This window comes from Desulforapulum autotrophicum HRM2, from assembly GCF_000020365.1.
Taxonomy (GTDB): domain Bacteria; phylum Desulfobacterota; class Desulfobacteria; order Desulfobacterales; family Desulfobacteraceae; genus Desulforapulum; species Desulforapulum autotrophicum.
Window position 1 is genome coordinate 1,457,648 of the sequence record NC_012108.1, and the last position, 22,820, is coordinate 1,480,467.

Here is a 22,820-nt window from a genome sequence, read left to right on the forward strand (position 1 = left end):
TGTAATCGCCTACCGCAAATTAGGTGAGATGGAAACATGAAGTTGAACTTATAGAAAAAGGCAACCCATGACCCTGTATGCATACAAAAAGACCCGTCCTGAAATTCATGAAACCGTTTTTATTGCTCCTACCGCTCAAATAATTGGAAACGTCCACATCGGGAAACATTCGTCCGTGTGGTTCCAGACGGTCATTCGAGGTGATATGGACCGGATCAGTATTGGTGAGAGGACAAATATCCAGGACCTGAGCATCTGCCATGCGGATGAAAATATTCCTTTAAACATTGGAAACGGTGTGACCATTGGTCATAATTGTGTTGTCCATGGATGTACCATTGAAGATAATTGTTTGATCGGGATGGGTGCCATAGTGATGAATCGTGCGGTTGTTGGAACAGGATCTGTGATCGCTGCCGGTGCTGTTGTGCTCGAACAAACAATTATACCGCCGTATTCCCTTGTGACCGGTTTGCCAGGCAAGGTTAAAAAGAGATATGAAAACAGAGAAGAAATTGAGCAGTACTTGAAAAAAATGTCTGATCACTATGTGAAAAGCGCCCGGGATTTCAGCGCAGGGGATCTGTTTTATCCCATCAATGGCTGATCCGTTCCCGGGTGATGTTCGTTTGTGTTTAAATGTTGTTTGCCTGCATCCTGGCAGCAAGATAGCTGTCCATCATCAGATGGAGAATGTGGTGAAGCACACAGACCAGAAGGGCGGTGCCAAATTGCGGAAAGCAGGTGATCTGGAGCATTACAGCCAGGGGAAGGGTTTTCTGGGCACCCATGAAGATAACGCTCTCTTTCCTGCCCCTTTCAAGCTTCAACACTTGGGCCGTCCCAAAGGAGGCCCCAAGCAGGGTCAAGTGAAAACCCACAGCCAGGGGAACGATGAACAACGGGGTATGGCCCTGGGTCAGCAGGACATCCCTGGCTCCGGACAGGGACATGAAAACGATGCACAGCACAATGCACTGATTGGCCATGGCCAGTCGTTTTTTCAGGGACTGGGGCACGACAAGCCCCATTCGTTTGGCGCCAAGCCCCAGGAGCAGGGGGAGGAGGACCAGGACGAGCAGTTTAATGAAAATGGCGGTGCGGTCCAGGGTGATACCGGCCTCAAGGTGGAGGGGAATAAGCAGCAGGGGCAGGACCAGGGGAATGGACACAACGGCCAGGCAGTTGGATAAAATGGTGGTGAACAACGCATGGGCCATGCTGCCGCCGGCCTGACCGGTCATGACCACCCCCGAAGACAGGGTGGTGGGCATGGCCGCCACCAGGACGAGCCCCAGGGCGGTTCCGGTTTCCAGGGGCAGCATGAGAAAAATTCCTGCCACCAGGGGAGCGACAATGAGAATGACCCATATGGCGCCAGCCGTTGCCTTGACATCCCGGATTCCGGCCCGGATCTGGTCAGGTTCAATAATAAGGCCCGAGAACAGGAAAATAATAAATATCATGAACCGGGGGCCCTGGTGGTTCTTGAGGAAAATCCCTGCCCGGGCCAGGCTGGCGCTCTGGTCCAGGATGACCAGGGCAAAGATGAGCACGATTCCCACCAGGAACCACTGGCGTTTAAGTGTGGCCGCCATATCTATTTTTCTCCTATATCCCAGAATAATCCGGTCATGAGGCACAGCCCTTCCCGGGTGATGGATGCCAGTACATGTTCGTTGGGGGCGTGCTGACAGCAGCCGCCATAGGAGTGGGGAATCCAGATGGTGTCCATGCCGATGACATGGCTGAAGGCGTCGTTGGGCAGGGTGCCCCCCAGGTTGGGCAGAAAGGCCACGGTTTTTCCAAGAGTCTGTTCAATGGATGCCCTGGCAAACTTGACCCAGGGATTGTCCGGGGTCATGCGGGTGGCAAGGCCGTAGTTGTTGGGGGCTTCGGTGATGTTGACCATGGAAAAACCGTTGATGTCCAGGTGGGCCCGGATGGCCGGGATAAAGGTTGTGGGATCAACCCCGGCAAGGAACCGGACATGGCACCGGGCCCAGGCCCTGGGGGGGATGGCGTTGACCGGCTGGGCCGGATCCCCGCATTCAAAGGCCAGGACATCCAGGGTGTTCCAGGCATAGACCTTCTGGGCAGCTGTCAGTCCGGGCTCTCCCCATTCAGGGTCAATGGCCGGTCCGCCTTTGCCTGCCACGGTGAGAATGTCCACGGCAGCCTGAATGGCGGCGGGAACGGGTTCAGGGCGAAGGGCCTCCACCAGAATTTTTCCCCTGGCATCCACCATGGAGGCGATGGCATGGGCAAGTTGGATTCCGGGATTGGCCAGGAGTCCACCCCAGTTACCGGAATGGTGGCCGACTTCCCTGGGGTTGATCTCCAGGTCAAAGTTGAACACGGCCCGTGATCCTCCGAAAATGGTGGGGGTGTCAGGATCGATCCTTGGGCCGTCAGATGCAAAGAGGACATCGGCCTTCAGGGCTTCCCTTTCCTGTTCGCAGATCTTGTGCAATCCCGGGGAACCTGATTCCTCGCCGGTTTCCACAAGGACAACCACATTAAACCCCAGGCATCCCTTTTCTTTGAGCACACATTCCAGGGCCATAAGGTTGATGGCGTGCTGCCCCTTGTTGTCTGCGGCGCCCCGGCCATACCAACGGACCTGTCCTGTTTCCGGGTCTGTTTGCCGGGTCAGGGCCAGGGGATCAAGTCCAGCCTGCCACTTGTCGGCCATGGCCGGAACTGTGTCCCCGTGGCCGTAAATCAGCACCGTGGGCCGATCCTTGTCCTCCATGCGCCGGGCAATGAGAAAGGGGGCATTGACCTCCACGGGGTTTTCGACCATGCGGCAGTCAAAATCCATACGTTCCAGCCAGGGAACCATGTGGTCTTTAAGGTAGGCAACCATCTGGGGTTTTCGGTCCAAAGCCCTGGATCCAGTGTCCTGGGCTACAAGGGCTGCAAGGCAGTCAAAAAAAATGTCTGTGTCAAACTGGGCCCGGACCCGTTTTATGGCGGTTTCTCGCGTCATCCTGTGCTCCTTAAAAATTATCGGGATAGTGGCAGGCCACAAGTTTCTCCGATTTGAGCCGGAGTTCTGGCCGGGTCTGCCTGCATAGGTCCTGGCATTTGATACATCGGGGATGGAAGGTGCAGCCTGAAGGCGGGTCAATGGGGTTGGGATATTCAATTCCCAGATGAAGATCTGGCAGCCCCATACCTGGATCCGGGGTGAGCACCGACCCTAAAAGTGCCTGGGTATAGGGGTGGCAGGGGCTGGCAAATATGGTCCGGGCCTCTCCCTGCTCCACGATCCGTCCAAGATACATGACAGCCACGTGGGAGGCGATGTGCTCGACCACGGCCAGGTCGTGGCTGATGAACAGGTAGGTTAGATCCAGCTCTGTTCTCAATTCCATGAGCATGTTCAGGATCTGGGCCTGGACCGATACATCCAGGGCTGAAGTAGGTTCGTCACAAAGTACCACATCGGGCCGCATGATCAAAGCCCTTGCCACGGCCACCCGCTGGCGTTGGCCCCCGGACAGCTGGTTGGGATAATTATGTTTGAGCCTTGGCTGCAGTCCGACAATTTCCATGATCTCGTCCACCTTTTGTTCGAGGTCTTGTTTACCGTTGGTCAGGCCCTGGGCCCTCAGGGGAAGGGAGATGATTTTGGCAATGGATTTTCTCGGGTTCAACGAAGAGTATGGGTCCTGGAAAACGGGCTGGATGATCCGGGCGATTTGCTTCTGGGGCATGACCGAGACATCTTTGCCGGCGATGAAAAGCTTGCCTGTGGTGGGGCGTTCCAGGCCCAGAATCATTTTGGCGATGGTGGTCTTTCCGCAGCCCGATTCTCCCACAAGTCCCAGGATGGAGCCCTTGGGAATGGACAGGCTCACCCCGTTCACGGCCTTGAGGTCTTTTTTGCCCTTGAACATGCCAGCGTTGACCCTGTATGTTTTGGTTATGTCTTCGGTTTTTAATGCAGGTTCAGCCATTATTTCCCCTCCGTTTGGGCCGGTCCGACCGGTTGCTTGTCCATGTCTACTCCGGGGTTGACGCAGGTAAATGCCTGGGTGGAGGAGAGAACGGTCTGTTCAAGGTACGGGCGGGCACAGGCCTCAATTGCCCGGTTGCACCGGTTTCTGAACGAGCAGCCCCACAGGTCGCCGATGGGGGTGGGTACCATTCCCGGTATGGAACCCAGTTTCTCGCCGGGCAGGGTTTTTCCTGGCACCGGGATACAGTCCATGAGTCCCCGGGTGTAGGGGTGGACCGGGTGGGTAAAAATCTCGTCGATGGTGCCGGTTTCCACGATCTGGCCGCAGTACATGATGGCCACATTATCCGCCACCCGGGCCACCACCCCTAAGTCATGGGTGATCAGGATCATGCCCATGTTGAATTCCTTCTGGATGGCGGCCAGCAGCGCCATGATCTGGGCCTGGATGGTGACGTCCAGGGCCGTAGTGGGTTCGTCGGCAATGATCAGGGACGGTCCGCACATCAGCCCCATGGCAATCATAATCCGCTGGCGAAGCCCCCCTGACAGCTGATGGGGGTATTGCTTGAGCCTTGAGGCGGATCCGGTGATGCCTACCTTTTCAAGCAGGAACACGGCCCGGTCCCGGGCCTCTTTTCTTGAGGCATTCTGGTGTTCGGTAAGGGCCTCGGTGAGCTGGTCGCCGATGGTGTAGCAGGGGTCCAGTGAGGTCATGGGCTCCTGGAAGATCATGGCCATGTGGGATCCACGGATGGCTGCCATCTGGGATTCCTTGAGATCCAGAAGGTCTTTGCCTTCAAACTCAATTTTATCAGCCGTGCACCGGGCCGACGGGGGGAGCAGGCCCATGATGGCCATGGCAGTCATGGATTTGCCGCAACCCGATTCTCCAACCAGGCTCAGGGTTTTTCCTTTCTCCAGCTTGAACGAGACATGGCGCACAGCATGGAGGTCGCCGGCAGGCAGTTCCAGGTCAACGTTGAGATTTTTTACTTCCAGCAGAGGTGTCATGAGCGTCCCTCCGGGGATGTGACATCCCTTAATCCATCGCCAAAGAGGTTCATGCCCAACACCATGAAAAACAGGGCCACACCCGGGATGGTCACCAGATAGGGGCTGAACAGCATCATGTCTTTGCCTTCTGATATCATAAGTCCCCAAGAGGGGGTGGGGGGTTGGACGCCCATGCCCAGGAAAGACAGGGCCGCTTCCAGCAGGATGGCACGGCCGATTTCAAGTGTGGCCACAATAACAATTGAGTTGAGCAGATTGGGCATGATTTCCCGGATCAGAAGCCAGGGTACCGAGCACCCGGCAGCCCTGGCTGCCTGGACATAGTCCATGGACCGGATCTGCTGGGTGGTGGCCCGCATGACAACGGCAAACCGGTCCCAGATCAGGCAGCCCAGGACCATGATGACCACGGTCATGGACCCCCCGATCAGGGCCACCACGGCCACTGCCACCAGCACCGCCGGAAGGGCCAGGCGGACCGTGATGATAAAACTGACGATCATGTCAATTGTCCCCCCAAAGTAGCCTGCGGCAAGCCCCAGGGAAATCCCGATGACAGCGGCAATTGACATGCAGGCGAGACCGATGAGAATGGAGATTCTGGCCCCGTAGACCAGGCGGCAAAGGTATTCCCGGCCCATGGAATCCGTGCCCAGGGGATGGTCCCAGGTGCCCCGTTCTGCCCAGACCGGGGGGATCATTCGCTGGGACAGGTTCTGCTCATAGGGGTCATGGTGTGAAATATAGGGGGCAAACAGGGCTGCTGCAAATACCGTGAGGATCATGAGGCCGCCGATGATAAAACCCTTGTGCGTGGTCATTCTCTGCCGCATGATCTGGCCCGGGGAGGGAAAGATCACATCCAGGCCGAGCCCCTTGTTGAAGTCTGGCCCGGGAAGGGCTTGGGTGCGTACTGCTGTCATGGTTTAATTGCTCCTGATTCTGGGATCTAAAAATGCGTTGAGCAGATCCCCCAGAAAGGTAAGAAAAATATAGGTGGTGGAAAGAAAAAGAACAATGGCCTGGACCACGGGCAGGTCAGACCGGGCAATGGATACCCATGCCAGGTTGCCCAGGCCGTTGAGGGCAAAGATCGACTCAATGACAATGGAGCCGCCAAGCATGAACCCCAGCTGAACCGCTGCCAGGGCCACCACGGGTATGATGGCGTTCCTCAGGGCGTGCTTGAATAAAATTTTGGGCCATTTCAGCCCCTTGGCCCGGGCGGTCCGGATATGGTCAGAGGCCAGGACCTCCAGCATGCCGGACCGGACCAGGCGCATGATGGCAGGGGTTGCATAGTACCCCAGGGCAATGGTGGGCAGGACAAAGTGTTGCCAGGTGTCGGAACCGGAAATGGGGAGCCATCGCAGCTTTACCCCGAAAAAGATGATCAGGATCAGGCCGAACCAGAACGAAGGCATGGCCTGGCCCATGACCGATATGGTCAGGGCAATGCGGTCGATCCAGGTGTTGGGTCGGGTGGCTGCCAGTATGCCCAAAGGGACTGACAACACCAGGGCAAAGGTCAGGGAGCACAGGCCCAGGATCAGGGTGACGCCCATGCGCTCCTTGAGCATATGGGATACGGGCTGGTTCAGGTAGGGGGATTTGCCGAAATCCCCCTGGATCGCCCGGCCGGCCCACTCAAAGTACTGGATGATAATGGGTCGGTCAAATCCGTATTCGGCCCGGACAAACTCAATTTCTTCATTGCTGGCCCCTTCCCCTGCCAGGGAGATGGCCGGATCTCCTGACACCCGCAGCAGCATGAAGCTGATCAGGGAAACGGTGACGGTCACCAGCAGGGCAAGGCCCAGGCGTTTTAATGTGTAAATGAGCATAGTTAAATCCAATTGATTGAAAAATATAGACGGGGAAAAAGGGATGAACCTTTGTTTCCCCGTTCTTTGGTTATGGCAGCATTATTTCCATTTGGACTGGAAGAACCTGGGTACGGCATCGGGATAGGGGGTGAAATCAAGGTCCTTTGAATAGCAGTTGTTGGACACATAGGTGAACATGGGGCACCAGTAGGCCTGGTCTGCGATGCGTTTCAGGGCTTCGGCGTAGACCGCTTTTCGGCGGGCCTCGTCAATGGAGGTATCCCCTTCAACGAGCAGATCCCGCACCACAGAATCCCGGGACGTGTCATCGGCCTCAAATTCAAAATAATGGGAGGTGATGGCGGAGATGTCGTTGATGGAATAGGAACCCCAGGTGAGGAACTGCATCTGAATTTTGCCGGCCCGGGCTTTTTCCCTCAGGGCGGAGTACTTCATCATCATGAGTTTGGCCTTGATGCCCACGGCGGCAAGGTCGCCCACCATGGCTTCGGCAAAGGGACGGTCCCGGTATCCGTAGAGAACAGTTTCAAATCCGTCGGGAAAACCGGCCTTGGCCAGGAGTTCCTTGGCCTTGCCAGGGTTGTACTCGTAGGTTTTCAGGTCCTGTTCACATCCGAACTGGGAGGGAAAGCAGGCAGAATAAATGGCCCGGGACTGACCGCCTATAAGGTTTTTGGCAATGGCTTCCCGATTGATGGCATGGTTGATGGCCTGGCGGACTTCCAGTTTGGCAAAGGGGTTGTCCATGTTGTGTTCCTTGCCGGACCGGTCAGCTGCGTCAAACTGGAGAAAACCGATGCGCATGGTTTCTGCCGGGGTCACCACCAGGTCTGGATTGGATTTGAGCATCTCGGCCTGGTCCGGGGGCACCAGGTAAATCCAGTCAAGGGCCCCGGTCATGAGTTCACCCATCTGGGTGTTGATCTCGGGCAGGGTCCGCCATACGATTTTGCCGATGGTGGGCTGTCCCTTGGGACTGTCCTTGAAATAATCTTCATTTTTGACCATCACGATCTTTTTGCCCGGCACCACCTCAATGATCTTGTAGGGGCCGCTGCCAATGGGGGCCATGCCAAATCCGTTGGGGCCGACCTTTTCATAATAGGCCTTGGGATAGATGGGGTTGGCGCCGGACAGGAACTCAAATGCCGCAGGAAAGGGCTGTTTGAGAATGATTTTCACCTCGTATGGGCCGGTTTTCTCCACATGGTCAATCCAGGAGGAGTAGCGCTGGGTTTTGACCTTGTTGTCCGGGTTGGCGGCAAAGTTCAGGGTGTATGCCACGTCTTCGGCAGTCAGTTCCTGGCCGTTGTGGAAACGTATTCCCTTGCGGACCTTGATGTCAAGCTCCGTGGGTGTATTCCACTTAAATGTTTCAGCAACCAGTCCCTTGTACTCGTAGGTGACAGGATCCCGGTATAAAAGATTGTCATAGGCGTGGCGGGCGATAATAACGCCTTCCCGGGCCGTGTTGAAATAACGGTCAAGGTTTTCAAGCTCCTTGCTAAAGGCAATGTTCAGGGTGTCATCTTTTTTCCCAGCCTGGGCATCGGTCATGGATCCAATGCCCAGGGCCAGGGTCAGCAATGTGACGGCAAGGCATTTACCAACAATTTTTTTCATCTAAGCGCTCCTAAAAGTTTAAGGGTTTATGGATATCTGTTGATATATCAGGTCCGGATCTCTTGGCCGGCTGTCTGCTTTATTCGAGTTTAAAGTACGCCTTGACTGCGGCGAGCATGGTATCTACCCCCACGGCCAGTGCATCCTTGTGGAGATCAAATTTCGGGGAATGGAGGGGGTGGATAATCCCGTCGTTTTCACAGGCACACCCGAACCGCATCATGGCGCCGGGGCATTTCTGGGTGAAATAATAAAAATCTTCACTTCCCATGATAAAGGGAAGTACATGGACGTTTTCTTTGCCCACCACCTGCCAGGCTGCCACTTTAAGATCATTGCAGACGTCAGGATCATTGAGGCCCAGGGGAGCGCCTTCCTTGAAAACCAGGTTACAATGTGCATTGAATACAGTCCCAACGCCTGCTGCCAGGTCTGTTAATGCCTGTTTGAGTTTGTTCTCAATTTCCAGGTTATGGGTGCGTATACTTCCCGCAAGCATTGCAATTTCAGGGATCACGTTTCCTGCCTGGCCGGAATTAAAGCTGCCCACGCTGATCACGGCAGACTGGGATGGGGGAACCTGGCGCTGGATCAGGCCATCAAGGCCCGACACAAAGGCGGCTCCCACGGTAATAGGGTTGATGCCCATGTGGGGCCGGGCACCGTGGGCTCCCTTTCCCTGAACCTTCAATGTGAAGGAAAGGGAAGCAGCGTGTCCCAGGCGGCTGAACACGGCGACCTGGCCTACGGGAAAATTGGGGTCCATATGGCCGGCAATGATCCGGTTCACTTTTGGATTGTCCAGGACCCCCTGGTTGATCATGTTCAAAGCACCCCCCAGTTTTTCTTCCGAGGGCTGGAAAATCAGCTTGACACTGCCGTTGATCTGCTGGTCCAGGCCGGTGTCCTTTAATTTTCGGGCAAGGCCAAGAACAATGGCCGTGTTGGCATCGTGGCCACAGGCATGCATGGCACCGGGGATTGTTGACCCATGGGGTCTTCCGCCCACCTCGTCCAGGGGCAGGGCATCGATGTCGGCCCGGATGGCCAGGCATGGCCCGGGTGCTTTTCCACGGATCAGGCCCACGGCACCGGTTATATCATCAAAAATCGTCGCCTGGATGCCCAGATCCGTGAGAATTTTTCGTATCTTTTGGGTGGTCCGGATTTCCTGACCGGACAATTCCGGGTGGCGGTGAAAATCGGTTCTGATATCTGCCACCCACTGTCTGAATACCTCTGTTTCATCCGGGGTCTGGCCCGTTGGTTTTTTCATTGTTCTATCCTTTGTCTAATCAGGGGGTTCAATGGCTGCGATTTCAGCGATGATGATTTCTGAATTCTTTCTGCACCGGTCCGGTGTCATCCTGGCGCAGATTCCTGCGGTGCTGATGGCTGCAACCACACAACCTGCCTTGTTGAAAATAGGCGCACCCACTCCAACGGCGTCCTGGGTGATCTTACAGGAGCTGTAGGTGTGTTTTCTATCCTGGCCCTGTTGAATCCATGTTCTGACCTCATCAACGTGGATGTTGTAATATTTCAAGTACCTGGGGCTATTGGCCTCAAGGATTGCTGCGCACTCGTGTTCGGGTAGAAAAGCCAGCAGGGCCTGGCCTGCCGCTCCCATTCCAAGGGGGTGTCTTTCCCCGATGTTATATCCCAGGACCTGAACCCTGGCAGATCCAAGTACCCGGTCAATGCAGACCCCGTCATATCCGGATCGAATCACAAGGTAGGTGGCATCCCCGGTCTGTTCGGTGATGCGCCTGACAGCCGTCTGGTACCTGTCCCGGATGGAACACAGCCGGGAGTCCTCTCCCATGGCGTAAAGCTCTGCCCCCATATGGTAGAGCTTGCTCACCGGGTCAAATGAGACAAAGTCCTCTTCAATGAGCACAGACAGGATACGGTGAACGGTGGGTGGTGGAAGATCCACATGCCGGGCAATCTTTGACAGCCTGGCCCCGTCGTCATTGTATGTGGAAATTGAGCGCAGAATTGAAAGGGTCCGGCGGACGCTCTGGGCGCCGCCCTGGGGTCTGACGGTTTTTACTGGTTGTTCCAATGAATCGGTTTTTGTCATAATCTGGGGCCTTGACCTTGGGGATAAAACATTCCATATAGTGGAATTTAATATTCCACAATGTAAATATTGCTATCCGGGTATTAAGGTTTTGTCAAGGGCTTTAACTCTTTAGTAGAGGGTGTTTTGCCTGCCCGACGGTTTGTTTTCAAATCCTCTGGTCTGCTGTATCTGTCAGTGTCAGGTTCTGCATCTTCCGTACCAGGGTAAGCAGTTGTCTGCTGTCCTTTTTTTAAGTCATTTATTTTAATATGCTTTTGGAATGGGCAGGGCTTTTAATTGTATTTGAATCCAGAACAATCCATGGGTGTAAATTCAAAAATGTAATTTTGCAGTTAAAAATAAAACGTTTTTGTAAAAAAATATTCCATATTATGGATTGTTGACCAAGGGGTAGGGCGGAATGGATCACCTGGACCGGTTTATTTTACGAACACCCCTTTCCATCCACCGGCAATCATCCCGGTGACATTCAACAGAACGGACGGTGTCTTTAAGGCCGGGGCTGCCAGGTAACGCGGCTGCCAGACCGGGTCGAATTTTTCCTTGTAGGCGTGGAGACCTTCAAAATTATAGAAGTTATCACCATATTTGAAAATTGCATTACCGATTTTGTGCCACAGGGGTGCCAGGGGGTGTTTCTCAAGACCGGAAAGGGGAGACATGCCAAGGTTGAACCACTGGTAATCCTGGGTCTTGCCCCATAACATAAGCTGAATAAAAAGGTACTCCATGATTCCCCCGGGTGAATCCGGCGTATAGCGCATCAGGTCAATGGAGATTTCTTCCTTGCCGCTGGTTTCCCACAGGTTGGCAAAGGCAATAATTTCATCGTCCCTGGTGATCACCCCGCACCGGGTACGGCACAGGTAGTCTTCAGAAAAGAATCCAAGGGAAAAGCCTTTTTCTTCGGTGTTCTTTGTGTTCAGCCAGGCTTCGGATACCTGTTGCAGCTCAGCCATGCGGTTTTTAACCCCATCCGGTTCCAGGATGTTGAAATTCAGGTTAAGCTTGGTGAATTTGTTGTTTGTCTGGCGAAGCCCGGAGCGTTTGCCGCCTTTCAGATCAAATTCCTGAAGTGGCACACGCCCCTCCTCCCCAAGTTTGATAAGGACCAACCCAAGATCAAGATACAGGGGAAGATTGTTTTTGGAAACCTGATAAAATGCAATTTTGGCACCGTTCTGGTCTGCAAGTTCCCGGAACTGCCACACCAGTGTTTCCTGGTCCTGGACGGCACCCACGGGATCTCCCATGGCAATCCAGTATTTGGATGTTCTGCCGTACATCAGAAAGGATTCCCTGTTTTGGCCCCACAAAATGGTTTTATCCCCTAAAAGGGCAAGATGACTCTGTGTTTCCCGGGCATGAAAAACAATAGGTGTCAGCTCTTCAATTTCATCCTTGCCCGGCAGTTGGCCCGGCACCGGTCGTACCCGCAACAGACGGTAAGCTGACAATGAGAGTACAATAACGGCAACAACCAGTGAGGATCGCAGGAAACGCGGGGCATCACCCTTATAGGCAAACTGCCACCACAGATCACTGGTGTATTCCACATGGCGGTAGGAAAACAATCCTATCCAGGTAGAACCCACGAGAATAATTCCCACTAAACCAATCCATGACCAGGAAAACGGCATGGCCAGCAACGAGGATTTACGATAGAAAAATCGATGGGACGGCAGAAACAAAATCAGCATGACACCCAGAACCAAAGCTTCCTGCCAGTCAAACCCCTTGAAAAGAGAGGCAATCACGCCCGTGGCCAGCAGGATCAGTACGCCGAAATAGGCCGCATCAATGCGCAGTCGCACGGCCCGGGCCATTAACAGGACGAGCACACCCGCGATGCTGCCCATGAGATGGGAAGCCTCAACCACGGACAGGGGCAGCGTTTTATACAGCATTTTCAAGGCGGTCGGGTCAGTGGGTGTTGATCCTGAAACCAGCAGCAATCCGCCTGACAGGACCAGCAGAATTGAGAAGATATGGGGTATAATATGGGAAAGGTATCCCAGGGCTATTTTGGCATTGTCATGGACCCGGGCCCGATGTTGATTTAGTTCATAGGCCAGCAGCCCAGCTCCAGAAAGCAGAAGGGGAATAAAATAATAGACCAGTCTGAATACCAGTAAGGCTGCAAATACAGGTGATGCAGGAATGTTTTCCCCCAGGAAATAGAGAAAGGTCCCTTCAAATACGCCGAGCCCTCCGGGAATCTGACTGAACAAACCCAGGATCTGCGCAGCGATATAGGCGGCCAGAAAGGTGTGGAGTGAAAGATCAACGTGAACCCTGACAAAGAGGTACAGAATCAAGGCGCTCAGGATGAGATCCACCATGGCAACGACGGTCTGTCCAAGGGAAAGACCCGGGCCGGGCAGGGTGATTTCCATATTCCGGACGATAAAGGGGGTTTTTCGTAATACCACCATGGACCAGTAAGCCGCAAGGGCTGCCGGAACAATCCAGAAGAGGAGCCTCACAGCTTTGACCATGGATGCCGGGGTCTGGATCAGCTGGATGGATGTCACCGTGGTGATGCCAAAAAGGGTTGTTGCACCCAGTGCGTATGTCAGGCTGACAAACAGGGAAAATTTTATGATATCCATGCCCGACAACCCTAATCGGCTGTAAAATCGATATCGCATTGATGAGCCGCTGATCAGTGCCTGACCGGTATTGTTGCTGATGGAAAAAGAGATCAGGGAGGCCAGGATAACGTTCCGGCGCGGCAGGGTCTTGCCCAGATAATGAAGCGCCAGGAAATCATATCCTGTCAGGACAAGGTAATTTACAACGGTGAGCAATAATCCCAGCAGGATCACAGACAGCGGCATTTCTTGCAGATCATTGATTAGTTCAGCAATGGTGTGGGGCTTGAGTTCATGGTGAACAATACCCATGGCTGCCAGGAACAGCAACAGACCGATAAAAGGAGTTATTCGATGAAGAACCTTTTTAATCACGTGTGATGTCAGCCTTTGTAACGTTATGACCCGCGAACTGTTTTAACAGGCCTGGAGATGTTTGTTTTTGAGTATATCATCCGCTATTTCAGCACCACTGTCAAGCCTGGGAACCCTTGCTGTAAAACGTCCTATCCCCCATTGATACGGCATTCCCTCCTATCTGGATGGCCTGAAAAAGGCAGAAGAATCGGCACAGCCGGAACGAGGTATGGGCTTTTGCCCGCAACCAATGATGCAATTTTTATTTCATCTGCGGTCCTTTGGTGGGCGTTTTACATAAAACTGACCAGGGGATTTGACATAAAAAATGCTGATCGCTCCGGGATATTCCAAAACAAAACGAATGCAAGGATGTCTTTAAATATATTCTTGCCTTAGAGTTACGCGCTTGATACTCTGAAAAAGATGTAAAAATAGCAAGAGTGTACCTAGGTCGTTCCCAGGGGATGCTGCCCTGAAAACAAGGTGGAAACGATGCCCAGCCAACAAGGAGAGGCTTCTGTTTAACAGCATCCATATGGGATTTGACGCGAATTGACCGGCAAAAAAACAGGTAAGACATCTGGTCTGAATTGGTAAAGGACTCAAGCATGCTTTTTATTCAATTTCTTGTGGATAACCCGATCAAACAAAAACAAAGGATCCGATCGTTCTGGTTTGCCATTCTTGTCCTTTTTTCCATGGCACCCGTCATTGTCTGTGCAAATCCATTCAACGAAAAAAACATTACGGTTACAATTATAAAAAATGACACCCTGGTTTCTATTTGTAAAAAATACCTTGAACAGCCCAATGGGTGGAAAACAATTGCCAGGATCAATGGTTTGGTTAATCCCCACCTGATTTTTCCCGGTGAAACCTTACGGATTCCTTCTGTTTTATTGAAAGGGATACCCATTGACGGGATGGTGACCTTTTTAAAGGGAAGGGCAATGTTTCAACCGCCCGGTGGAACGGATTGGACCCAACTTCACATGGGTGATCCAGTAAGCCAGGGCACGCAGCTTAAAACCTTCATGGACAGTGCCGTTGAGATTACATTTGAAGATGGCGCTTCTTTCTTTCTCAGGCCTGAAACAACCATCAGCCTCGAGACTGCCCGCAAAAAAGACCCCAGTTGTTTTATCCGGAAACTTTTCATGCCGGCGGGAAGAACATTGCTGAATATCAAAAAAAGCACCGGCACAGAGTCCCGCATTGAGATTCGCACGCCTTCGGCGGTCTCAGCAGCCCGGGGGACCCAGTTCCGGGTGTCGGCTGATGATGATGAGGTTACTCGGACAGAGGTGCTGGGAGGGATTGTCGGTGTAGAGGCAATGGGACGGGACGTCCGGCTGGATAGGGGAGAGGGAACCTGGGTAAAAAAAGGAGAGGTCCCGAGGGCGCCCATCGCGCTGCTTCCACCACCATCTCTTGTAACTTTAAAAGCTCTTTATCAAGTCCTGCCATCCCAATTTACATTAACGCCCGTTGACAATGCAACCTCGTATCGGGTGATGCTGTCAACCGATTCTGTTTCTAAAAATGTTGTAGCCATGGCAAAGGTTGGGATATCCAGGGCCGTTTTCCTGGAGAATCTGGAAGATGGCATCTACTATTGCCAGGCCCTGAGTATAGACGGTGTCGGCCTGGAAGGACTTCCATCACAGCCAAAGGCCTTTGAAATCCGGGTAAATCCCCTGCCGCCCTTCATTCAAAAGCCATTGGATGGCCAGGAATTCAGACAGGGCAGTGTCTCCCTGGAGTGGTTGAGTGTTACTGATGCAGTGGCCTATGAAATTCAAGTGGCAAAAGACCCAGGGTTCAAGGACCTTTTTATGGATGTTGATGGAATCTCAGAAACCCGGAAAAAAATTTATTTGGATGATTTTGCTGACTACTATTTCAGAGTAAGATCCATTGCCCGGGATCAGTTCAAGGGTGTCTGGTCCGATACCATTGGGTTTGTTTTTCTTGAGCCACCCAAGGCTCCGCCGGTGGATACACCGCAAATGGACGAATCAAAGGTTAACATTCGATGGCAAAATCTTGGGCCGGAGATTTTCTACCATTTTCAGATGGCAACAGATCCCCTGTTCAAAGAAATCATTAGGGACAGCATAACCAAAGAATCATACATCGTTTTTGAAAGACCCGAAAAATCAGGCGTATACCATGTCCGGATCAGCGCAATTGATAGCCAGGGGTATGAAGGGCAATTTACATCCCCCCAGAATTTTCAAATAAAAGGTTCTCCATATTGGAAAATAGGTGCTGTTGTTTCCTGGGCAGTGATTGCTTTGATCATTGTTTTTTAATAAATCTACTATGGAGAGACCGGATGGCAGATAAGGCCTTTCGCACCAAGAAAAGAGATCAAATTCGTCATTTTCTGATTGGTATGAGCTGCCTTTTTGTCATCGGGACATTCAATTATGTCGGTTTTTTCCACGGGATGAATCTTTACGTATATGATTTTTGTTTCAGACTTCGAGGTCCTGAAACACCATCCGATCGCATAGTAATTGCAGCCATTGACGAAAAAACACTTGAAAAGCTGGGGAAATGGCCCATTTCACGCAGTCATTATTCGACCTTTCTGGATCGGGTCGTTAAGGCTTCTGCCATTGTTTTTGATATCATCCTGGCAGAACCTTCTTCAGAGGATTCCCAACTGGCAGATGCCATTGAGAAAAACGGGGTAACCTTTTTACCAATTTATATTGATTACCGGCTGCATCTGGTCCTGCCCAGCCCAATATTTAGGAAGGCACCCGTGGGGCATGTCCATCTGGAACCATCTGTGGACGGCGTATTGAGAGATGTTTTTCATACCCTTAGACATGACGGCAAACAGCTATCGTCTATCTCTTCCGTGGTTTATGGCTTTTTAGCTTCTTCTGACAAAGAAGGGGTTTGTTCACAAAATCCAGGAACAGATCCACAAAACCCGGACAGTATCCTCCAGAAGGACCGGATGCGGATTAATTTCTATGGCCCCAGGGGGACTTTTCCCTACCTGTCTTTTTCTGATATCATCGAGAATAAATTTCCCGAATCGATCTTTGATAACAAAATTGTTCTATTGGGATTGACAACTTCCGGTATTGATCAGGATCATTTAACGACCTTTAATTATGATAGAAACCGAATGCCTGGTGTGGAAGTGCAGGCAAATATATTGAACAATCTTATGGATGGCACAGATATCAAAACGGTCAGTGGCTGGTTCCTGTGGCCGGGCGTTTTTCTGCTGTATCTTCTTATCTTTCTACTGTTTGTTCAAGTGGGCAGCAACAGGGCCATCTTGATTTGGGCGGCTTGTTTGGTGATTGTATCTGTTGCGACATTTTTCTTTTTAAGCGTTTTTCATGTCTGGATACCGCCGGTTGTTTTTTATGTGTCACTCACAACCGCTCTGGTGGTGGCCCATATTTTTAACCTGGAACGAATGGGGGCATTGCTTGCCCAGGCTAAAAAAGACTGGGAAATTTCGTTTGATTCCATAACCGACGCCATTATCATTCAGGACCAGACCAACCATACGATTTTAAGCAACCGTTTTGCAGATACCGGACCCAGTGAGTTTTTTACCAGGTATTTTAAACTCTATGCCAATCCTTCCATGGACCCATCAACCATGGGGATATCCCTCTGTGATGACACGGAGAACTACGTTGAAATATTTGACACTTCCCTTAACCGGTATTTTGAGATTCATCGATTTCCAAGGGTAAATGAAAAAAATCACAGAAATGGAATGGTTCATGTCTTCAGGGACATTACAGAAAGTAAAAACATTAAAAATGAACAGATCATGCTTCAAGCTCAGCTTATTCAATCCCAGAAAATGGAAGCCATCGGTATCCTGGCAGGCGGAATTGCCCACGATTTTAATAATATCCTCTCTGCCATAATGGGCTACACACAGCTTGCCGCGGTATTGATACCCAAGGACAATAAAGCCCAGGGTAAACTTGAAGAAGTGCTTAAAGCGAGCAGTCGTGCAGCAAATCTCATCATGCAGATCCTCAGTTTCAGCCGGCAGACAGAGCAGAAGAAAAGTACCGTGTTCTTGAGGCCAATTGTGAAAGAAGTTTTGAAATTACTGCGGGCCACCTTGCCACCGACCATTGAAATCAAAGAGAATCTTACAGGTAAACAAAAGGTCAATGCAGATCCTGGTCAAATTTATCAGATTATTTTAAATTTATGTACCAATGCGTCTCAAGCCCTGGGCCAATGTCCGGGCATGATTGAGGTGACACTGGAAAGTGTTGATATTGACCCCTCTGTCGGTGAAGGTTATTTTGATCTTCCCAAGGGCCAGTATGTTAAAATCAGTGTGGCCGATACGGGCAGCGGAATCCCTGAGGACATAAAAAAACGGATATTTGAGCCTTATTTCACCACCAAGGCCAAAAACACGGGCACAGGCTTGGGCCTTGCGACGACCCATGGTATCATCAAAAAATATGGAGGGGATATCCGATTTGAATCCCAGGTAAATAAGGGAACCACCTTCCATGTCTATCTGCCACAGGTTGAAACCCCAGATAAGAATTTCTCTTTGGGCAACAGGCAACTCCCTGAACGACACCATGGGCGGCTGTTGTTTGTGGATGACCAGGATGCACTGGTGGAAACCGGACAAAAATTACTTGAGAATCTGGGATATGAGGTTATTGCAGAAAATTGTCCCCAAAAAGCCCTGGAACTCTTTCAAAAAAGTCCGGATTCTTTTGATCTGATTATCACAGATCTGGCCATGAAAAAAATGACCGGGGTGATGCTGGCAGAAAAAATTCTGGCCATTCGCAAGGACATTCCCATTATCCTGTGTACTGGATACAATGATGAGGCAACCCGGGTAAAAATTCTTAAAACCGGGGTTTGTTCAATTATCAACAAACCCTTTTCAATTCATAAGCTGGCAGATAAAATTCAACACCTGCTAAAAGACTGATCCTTTGTTCAAACGATAGCTACATTCCCCCAAGTTTTGGCAAGACAGCCGCGGCAAAACTCAACACAAAAAAGAAACCGCACATATCGGTGACCGTTGTGAGCAGGGGGCTGGAGACCAGGGCCGGATCCACTTTTAATTTTTTGAGCACCAGGGGCAGCATTCCACCAAGGGTGACTGAAACCACTGTGTTAGCGGCCAGTGCACCGCCGATAACCATGCCCAGCCATGGATTCCCCTTCCAGAAAAAGGCGACCCCACCCAACAGCAGTCCAAGCACCAGGCCATTGATGATCCCGATTTTGATCTCCTTTGCCAGCACCCAGATTAGTTCCGTGGGGCGAACCAGGCCAAGGGATAATTCGCGCATGGAAACAGCTATTGCCTGATTACCGGAACAGCCACTCATGTCGCTGACCATGGGTAGAAAAACAGCCAGGGTGATCACTGCCGCAAGGGTGTCTTGATACAGGGCAATGACGCTTGCCGCAATGATATTGAGTACAATATTCATGCTCAACCAGGAAAGACGGCGTCCAGACCGGGAGAGCAGGGGCATTGTTCGAAATTCCTCACCCCCGATGATCCCGCTCAGCCTCAGAAACGTTTTGGTCTTTCTTTTATTAATCGCCTCTTCAATCGCATTGGGCAGAACCACGCCGACCAGTCGTCCGTCGTCGTCAACAACGGGTACACCGAGCAGGTTATGCTCTTCGAAAAAATCGTCCAGTTCCATGAGTGAAGCATTGTGGAAAACACTGAGGGGGGAAGACAGCATTATCTGTTCCAGGCGGGCACCCCGGGTGGGAAACAGCATATCATGCATCCGTAGCACGCCAACCAGTTTGTCCGCTTGATCAACAACATAAAAATATTGTACATGGTAATCGACATATTCATCCCGATTGATCTGGAGGTCGTTGAGGACATCGTTGATGGTCTGGTCTGTTTTATACACAAGAAATTCAGAAATCATCAATCCGCCGGCGCAGTTTGGATCGTACTCCAACAGCATCCTGGCTTCTTTGGCATCTTCTTTGTCCATTTCAGCAAGGATTGCATGGCTGGCCTGTTCATCCATTTCACCGAGTACATCGACCAGGTGATCACTGGACAGTTCTTCCAGAATAGCTGCTGCCTGGGCCGACGGCATATCCTCCACCAGGTCTGCAGCCTGGGCATCGGGCATATCCTCGATTGCGTCTGCGGCATCTTCAGGGCTGAGAAGACTGAAGAGGATCTGCTGCTCCTTTTCATCCAGACGGGAAATGGCCCTTGCTGTTTCAGATGGACTGAGTGTTTCTATGAATGGGGTTAATTGGTTGGCGTTTTGGGAAACAATCAGCTCTCTAAGCCTTTCCCATGAAGGGACTGATTTACTCATATCGGGCCTCTTGAAATAATTTTGGAAAATTGTTCCTCCGAGTTAGTCCCAGGATTTAAGGGCGTATCCGGTACTTTTGGGATGGGGGGAATCAAATGGTTTCATGCGGTTAGGTACTGGTATTAGAAACTTTTGCCTTGACCGCCAAGGGGTTGTTGGTTATATCTGCCCCCGAATATAACGCAAACCTGAAATTTATGGAAATGAATAGTGGAATTAGAGACGTTTGTTAATTATTATTTGAAGATTTTCTTTATTCTTACCCCGTTCTTTGTCTTGTCTGCATTTCTTTCCCTCACAAGGGAGTTCCAGGATTTTGAAAAGAAGCGGATTGCCATAAAATTAACCATTGCTGTGATGATCAGCTCGTTTATGATTTATCTCTTTGGTCGATATATTTTTGAATTGTTCGGCATCACCCTTGACGCTTTCCGCATAGGTGCCGGCACGATCTTGTTTCTTTCCGCCCTTTCCATGTTATCGGAGAAAAACGACACGGCAAGTGAGGCAAGCAATCAGGATATTGCCGTTGTTCCCCTGGCAATGCCCATGACGGTCGGCCCCGGTGTAATTGGTGTGCTTTTGGTCATGGGGGCTGAAGCCGGTTCAGTCATGGAAAAAATCATCATTGGTGGGGCACTCTTTCTTGCTGTCGTGACCCTGGGAATAATGCTTTACCTTTCAGCTGTTGTAAAGCGCCTGATCGGTGAGCAGGGGTTGGTTCTCCTGCCAAAGATTACAGGCCTCTTTGTCTCTGCCATTGCTGCCCAGATTATCTTTACCGGAATTCAAAATTTTTTGAAACTCAACTGATTCTTACGGTTTTCCATATGCTCTTTAAACCCTGCATCGGGTTTTTTCCAAGACTGAAGACCGCGTTCCTTTACGATAAATGTCAGGTCCGGGCAGATCGGGTCCTGGTGAGCGGATCGTTGCAGGGCGGGACACCCTTGCAATTGGACCCGTGGAAAATGATGGGTTTTTACCATCATTAAACCCCTATTTGTCCTGTATTGTAATGTCTCTGTTTCGTTCATAGTTTTAACCTAACACAGGACGAACAGGAGAACCCTCCACAGCAATAAAAAAATATTAATAGACGGGGTGATTTCATGACTAACGAAAAAGTTGATAATTATGTTGAAAGTGAAAAAGAACAGAACGAAGGGCATGTGGACACCAGGCAGAAGAACTTTGAATGTGAAACACCGGATGAGAATCTGGGTTGTGATCCTGGAATTGATGTTGCCGGATAATGGTCTTCAAAGGCAGCGCCTCCTTGAGGCGTTGCCATATCCTTGAGCTTTAAAACAACCGGTAATTCAAGATGTTTGGATACGGGGGAAAACAGAGAATGCAACTTTTAGGTGAAACAATGAACGAACAATTAATGACGGTTCTTGAGCATATCAAAGAGAAATACCAGGAAAAGGCCATGGCTGGTGAACGCAATTATATAAACGTGGACATCGGCAAGGTTGCCTTGAAACTGGGATTCAAAGAGCTCCACGACAAATACCTGGACCGGGAAGTGGTGGTTGTGTTGAAAAAACCCCTGCCTGGAATGAAGGTGCGTATTGATGGTCGAACCTTTGTCAATTACGCCGAATACGCCAGTGGATTTGCCGTTCCTGAATATATTGCCAGGAATGCGAACATCTATTTTAAAAATTACACGGCAAATGACAGTATGATATTGAATTTTGCATGAAATACCCGGCGGCCTTCCTGAATCTCTGCTTCTCCTCCTTAATCCAGGCTATTTGGAGACAGGGATTTTTCCCAGGGGGGCAAAGCAGACGCCGGCCAGCCTGAAGTGGGCAAACCCGAAGGGGATGCCGATGATGGTCAGGCAAAGGCTTATTCCGGCAATGATATGGGAAATGGCGAGCCAGATTCCGGCCAGGATGATCCACAGAAAATTGGCGAGGGCGGTGCCGACGATTCTTTTTTCGCCCAGGGCCCGGGCATCCACAAGCTCTCTGCCAAAGGGGAATGCTGCAAACCCGGCTATCCTGAAGGCAGCAAAGGCAAAAGGGATCCCTGCGATGGTAATGAACAGCAACCCGCCCAGCAGAATCCAGAGCAGCCAAGAGATAAAACCACCACCTATTATAAACCATAGAATATTGAGTATCAGTATCATTTTTGCTTCCCGTTCATATTTACGATTGTTTCCCCTGCTGTGTGTGTGCTGAAGGATGGTCCTGCCACTGTCGTGCAATCCGGTGAAACGCTTCCTGCCCCCAGATGGTATGGAGCGCAGGACCGGGATGAAAGCCGTCGTCAGCCATCAGGGACGAATCCATGGGCAGGTTAAATTCCATGAATTCACAGTCTGCTTGGGTTTTGAGCCATTTCATGACGGCTTGGTTCATCTGTGCCGCGCACAGGCCAAGATACCGGTTTAACGGCCAGGGCAGGGCTGGGAACAGCGCCATGGGTGGCACGGCTGAGATAATAAAATGGTGAATCTTGAATTTCTCACGCATCAGTGTAATCAGTTCTTTCTGCTGTGCCACCCATTTTTTTGTTGTGACACCTGCTTTGACATCATTGACACCCAGGGAGGTGACAGCCACATCAAATGCTGACGGGGGATGGGATTTTATATACCCAATGGTTCCGGCCGTGGTGGATCCGGTTTTTGCCATCAGTTCCCAGTCAACGGTGTATTCAGGTCCAAAGCAGGCCAGAATCTGACCTGTAATTGCCTGGTTTTGGTGGGGAACACCCACGCCTGCTGCGGCAGAGTCCCCAAGGATCAGCAGGCGAACCTGTTTTTGCCCTGTACCCTGTGTTCCCTTGCGCAACCCCCTTGCCTCGGGAAGCCGTGGTGTTTGTCGTTTCACCTGTTTTCCCTGGTAAATCAGCACTGGGGCCAGAAGCAATTTTAAAAAATAGAGGTTCATAGGGTCTCTTTTTACCACAGCAGAACCGTTTGACAAGGTTTATTTGCGGTTATCAAAGGTTTTG

The 22,820-nt window shown here is 51.1% G+C and carries 19 protein-coding genes; 6 read left to right on the top strand and 13 right to left on the bottom strand.

Annotated features, from left to right (window positions below):
* The first annotated feature begins 67 nt into the window (after positions 1-67).
* Positions 68-607: a gamma carbonic anhydrase family protein gene (locus tag HRM2_RS06385; RefSeq protein ID WP_015903185.1), complete on the top strand. Its 540-nt coding sequence runs from the start codon at positions 68-70 to the stop codon at positions 605-607.
* 28 nt (positions 608-635) lie between these two features.
* On the opposite strand, the gene HRM2_RS06390 is transcribed toward HRM2_RS06385, so the two are convergent.
* The 10 genes from HRM2_RS06390 to mprF all read right to left on the bottom strand — a co-directional run bounded on the left by HRM2_RS06390 (position 636) and on the right by mprF (position 13,512).
* The gene (locus HRM2_RS06390; RefSeq protein WP_015903186.1) at positions 636-1,598 is read right to left on the bottom strand and encodes a bile acid:sodium symporter family protein; all 963 of its coding nucleotides are present in this window, start codon (positions 1,596-1,598) and stop codon (positions 636-638) included.
* A gap of 2 nt (positions 1,599-1,600) precedes the next feature.
* Positions 1,601-2,992, bottom strand: coding sequence for a M20 family metallopeptidase (locus HRM2_RS06395; protein ID WP_015903187.1), 1,392 nt, complete (start codon positions 2,990-2,992; stop codon positions 1,601-1,603).
* A 10-nt stretch (positions 2,993-3,002) separates the two neighbouring features.
* Positions 3,003-3,965, bottom strand: a complete 963-nt coding sequence (locus tag HRM2_RS06400) for an ABC transporter ATP-binding protein (RefSeq protein ID WP_015903188.1) — start codon at positions 3,963-3,965, stop codon at positions 3,003-3,005.
* On the bottom strand, positions 3,965-4,981 hold the full coding sequence (locus tag HRM2_RS06405) for an ABC transporter ATP-binding protein (RefSeq protein ID WP_015903189.1): 1,017 nt from the start codon (positions 4,979-4,981) through the stop codon (positions 3,965-3,967). Before HRM2_RS06405 ends, HRM2_RS06400 begins: the two co-directional genes overlap by 1 nt.
* Positions 4,978-5,907, bottom strand: a complete 930-nt coding sequence (locus HRM2_RS06410) for an ABC transporter permease (RefSeq protein ID WP_015903190.1) — start codon at positions 5,905-5,907, stop codon at positions 4,978-4,980. Before HRM2_RS06410 ends, HRM2_RS06405 begins: the two co-directional genes overlap by 4 nt.
* A 3-nt stretch (positions 5,908-5,910) precedes the next feature.
* Positions 5,911-6,828 carry an ABC transporter permease gene (locus HRM2_RS06415; protein ID WP_015903191.1) on the bottom strand — a complete coding sequence of 306 codons (918 nt, stop codon included), beginning with the start codon at positions 6,826-6,828 and terminating at the stop codon, positions 5,911-5,913.
* 81 nt (positions 6,829-6,909) lie between these two features.
* Complete coding sequence (locus HRM2_RS06420; protein ID WP_015903192.1) at positions 6,910-8,454, bottom strand: ABC transporter substrate-binding protein; 1,545 nt, start codon at positions 8,452-8,454, stop codon at positions 6,910-6,912.
* 79 nt (positions 8,455-8,533) lie between these two features.
* On the bottom strand, positions 8,534-9,730 hold the full coding sequence (locus HRM2_RS06425; RefSeq protein ID WP_015903193.1) for a M20 metallopeptidase family protein: 1,197 nt from the start codon (positions 9,728-9,730) through the stop codon (positions 8,534-8,536).
* Positions 9,731-9,745: 15 nt separating this feature from the next.
* Positions 9,746-10,522: an IclR family transcriptional regulator gene (locus tag HRM2_RS06430; RefSeq protein WP_232364212.1), complete on the bottom strand. Its 777-nt coding sequence runs from the start codon at positions 10,520-10,522 to the stop codon at positions 9,746-9,748.
* Positions 10,523-10,962: 440 nt separating this feature from the next.
* Positions 10,963-13,512, bottom strand: coding sequence for a bifunctional lysylphosphatidylglycerol flippase/synthetase MprF (mprF, locus tag HRM2_RS06435; RefSeq protein WP_015903195.1), 2,550 nt, complete (start codon positions 13,510-13,512; stop codon positions 10,963-10,965).
* A gap of 593 nt (positions 13,513-14,105) precedes the next feature.
* Between mprF and HRM2_RS06445 the strand changes: the two genes are divergently transcribed.
* A complete protein-coding gene (locus tag HRM2_RS06445) occupies positions 14,106-15,812 on the top strand; it encodes a FecR domain-containing protein (protein ID WP_015903196.1) in 1,707 nt (568 codons plus the stop codon).
* A 23-nt stretch (positions 15,813-15,835) separates the two neighbouring features.
* Positions 15,836-18,460 carry a CHASE2 domain-containing protein gene (locus tag HRM2_RS06450; RefSeq protein ID WP_015903197.1) on the top strand — a complete coding sequence of 875 codons (2,625 nt, stop codon included), beginning with the start codon at positions 15,836-15,838 and terminating at the stop codon, positions 18,458-18,460.
* 19 nt (positions 18,461-18,479) lie between these two features.
* Here the strand turns inward: HRM2_RS06450 and mgtE are convergent, their stop codons facing one another.
* Positions 18,480-19,844 carry a magnesium transporter gene (gene mgtE / locus HRM2_RS06455; protein WP_015903198.1) on the bottom strand — a complete coding sequence of 455 codons (1,365 nt, stop codon included), beginning with the start codon at positions 19,842-19,844 and terminating at the stop codon, positions 18,480-18,482.
* A gap of 210 nt (positions 19,845-20,054) precedes the next feature.
* Here mgtE and HRM2_RS06460 point away from each other — a divergent pair, with 210 nt between their 5' ends.
* The 3 genes from HRM2_RS06460 (at position 20,055) to HRM2_RS06470 (ending at position 21,555) form a co-directional block, all read left to right on the top strand.
* Positions 20,055-20,657, top strand: a complete 603-nt coding sequence (locus HRM2_RS06460) for a MarC family protein (RefSeq protein WP_015903199.1) — start codon at positions 20,055-20,057, stop codon at positions 20,655-20,657.
* A gap of 299 nt (positions 20,658-20,956) precedes the next feature.
* Positions 20,957-21,100, top strand: coding sequence for a hypothetical protein (locus HRM2_RS26980; protein ID WP_187149343.1), 144 nt, complete (start codon positions 20,957-20,959; stop codon positions 21,098-21,100).
* A gap of 119 nt (positions 21,101-21,219) precedes the next feature.
* Complete coding sequence (locus HRM2_RS06470) at positions 21,220-21,555, top strand: hypothetical protein (protein WP_148214570.1); 336 nt, start codon at positions 21,220-21,222, stop codon at positions 21,553-21,555.
* 48 nt (positions 21,556-21,603) lie between these two features.
* Here the strand turns inward: HRM2_RS06470 and HRM2_RS06475 are convergent, their stop codons facing one another.
* Both HRM2_RS06475 and HRM2_RS06480 read right to left on the bottom strand, forming a co-directional pair.
* The gene (locus tag HRM2_RS06475) at positions 21,604-21,990 is read right to left on the bottom strand and encodes a YccF domain-containing protein (RefSeq protein ID WP_015903202.1); all 387 of its coding nucleotides are present in this window, start codon (positions 21,988-21,990) and stop codon (positions 21,604-21,606) included.
* Positions 21,991-22,009: 19 nt separating this feature from the next.
* The gene (locus HRM2_RS06480) at positions 22,010-22,756 is read right to left on the bottom strand and encodes an SGNH/GDSL hydrolase family protein (protein ID WP_015903203.1); all 747 of its coding nucleotides are present in this window, start codon (positions 22,754-22,756) and stop codon (positions 22,010-22,012) included.
* Positions 22,757-22,820: the final 64 nt, after the last annotated feature.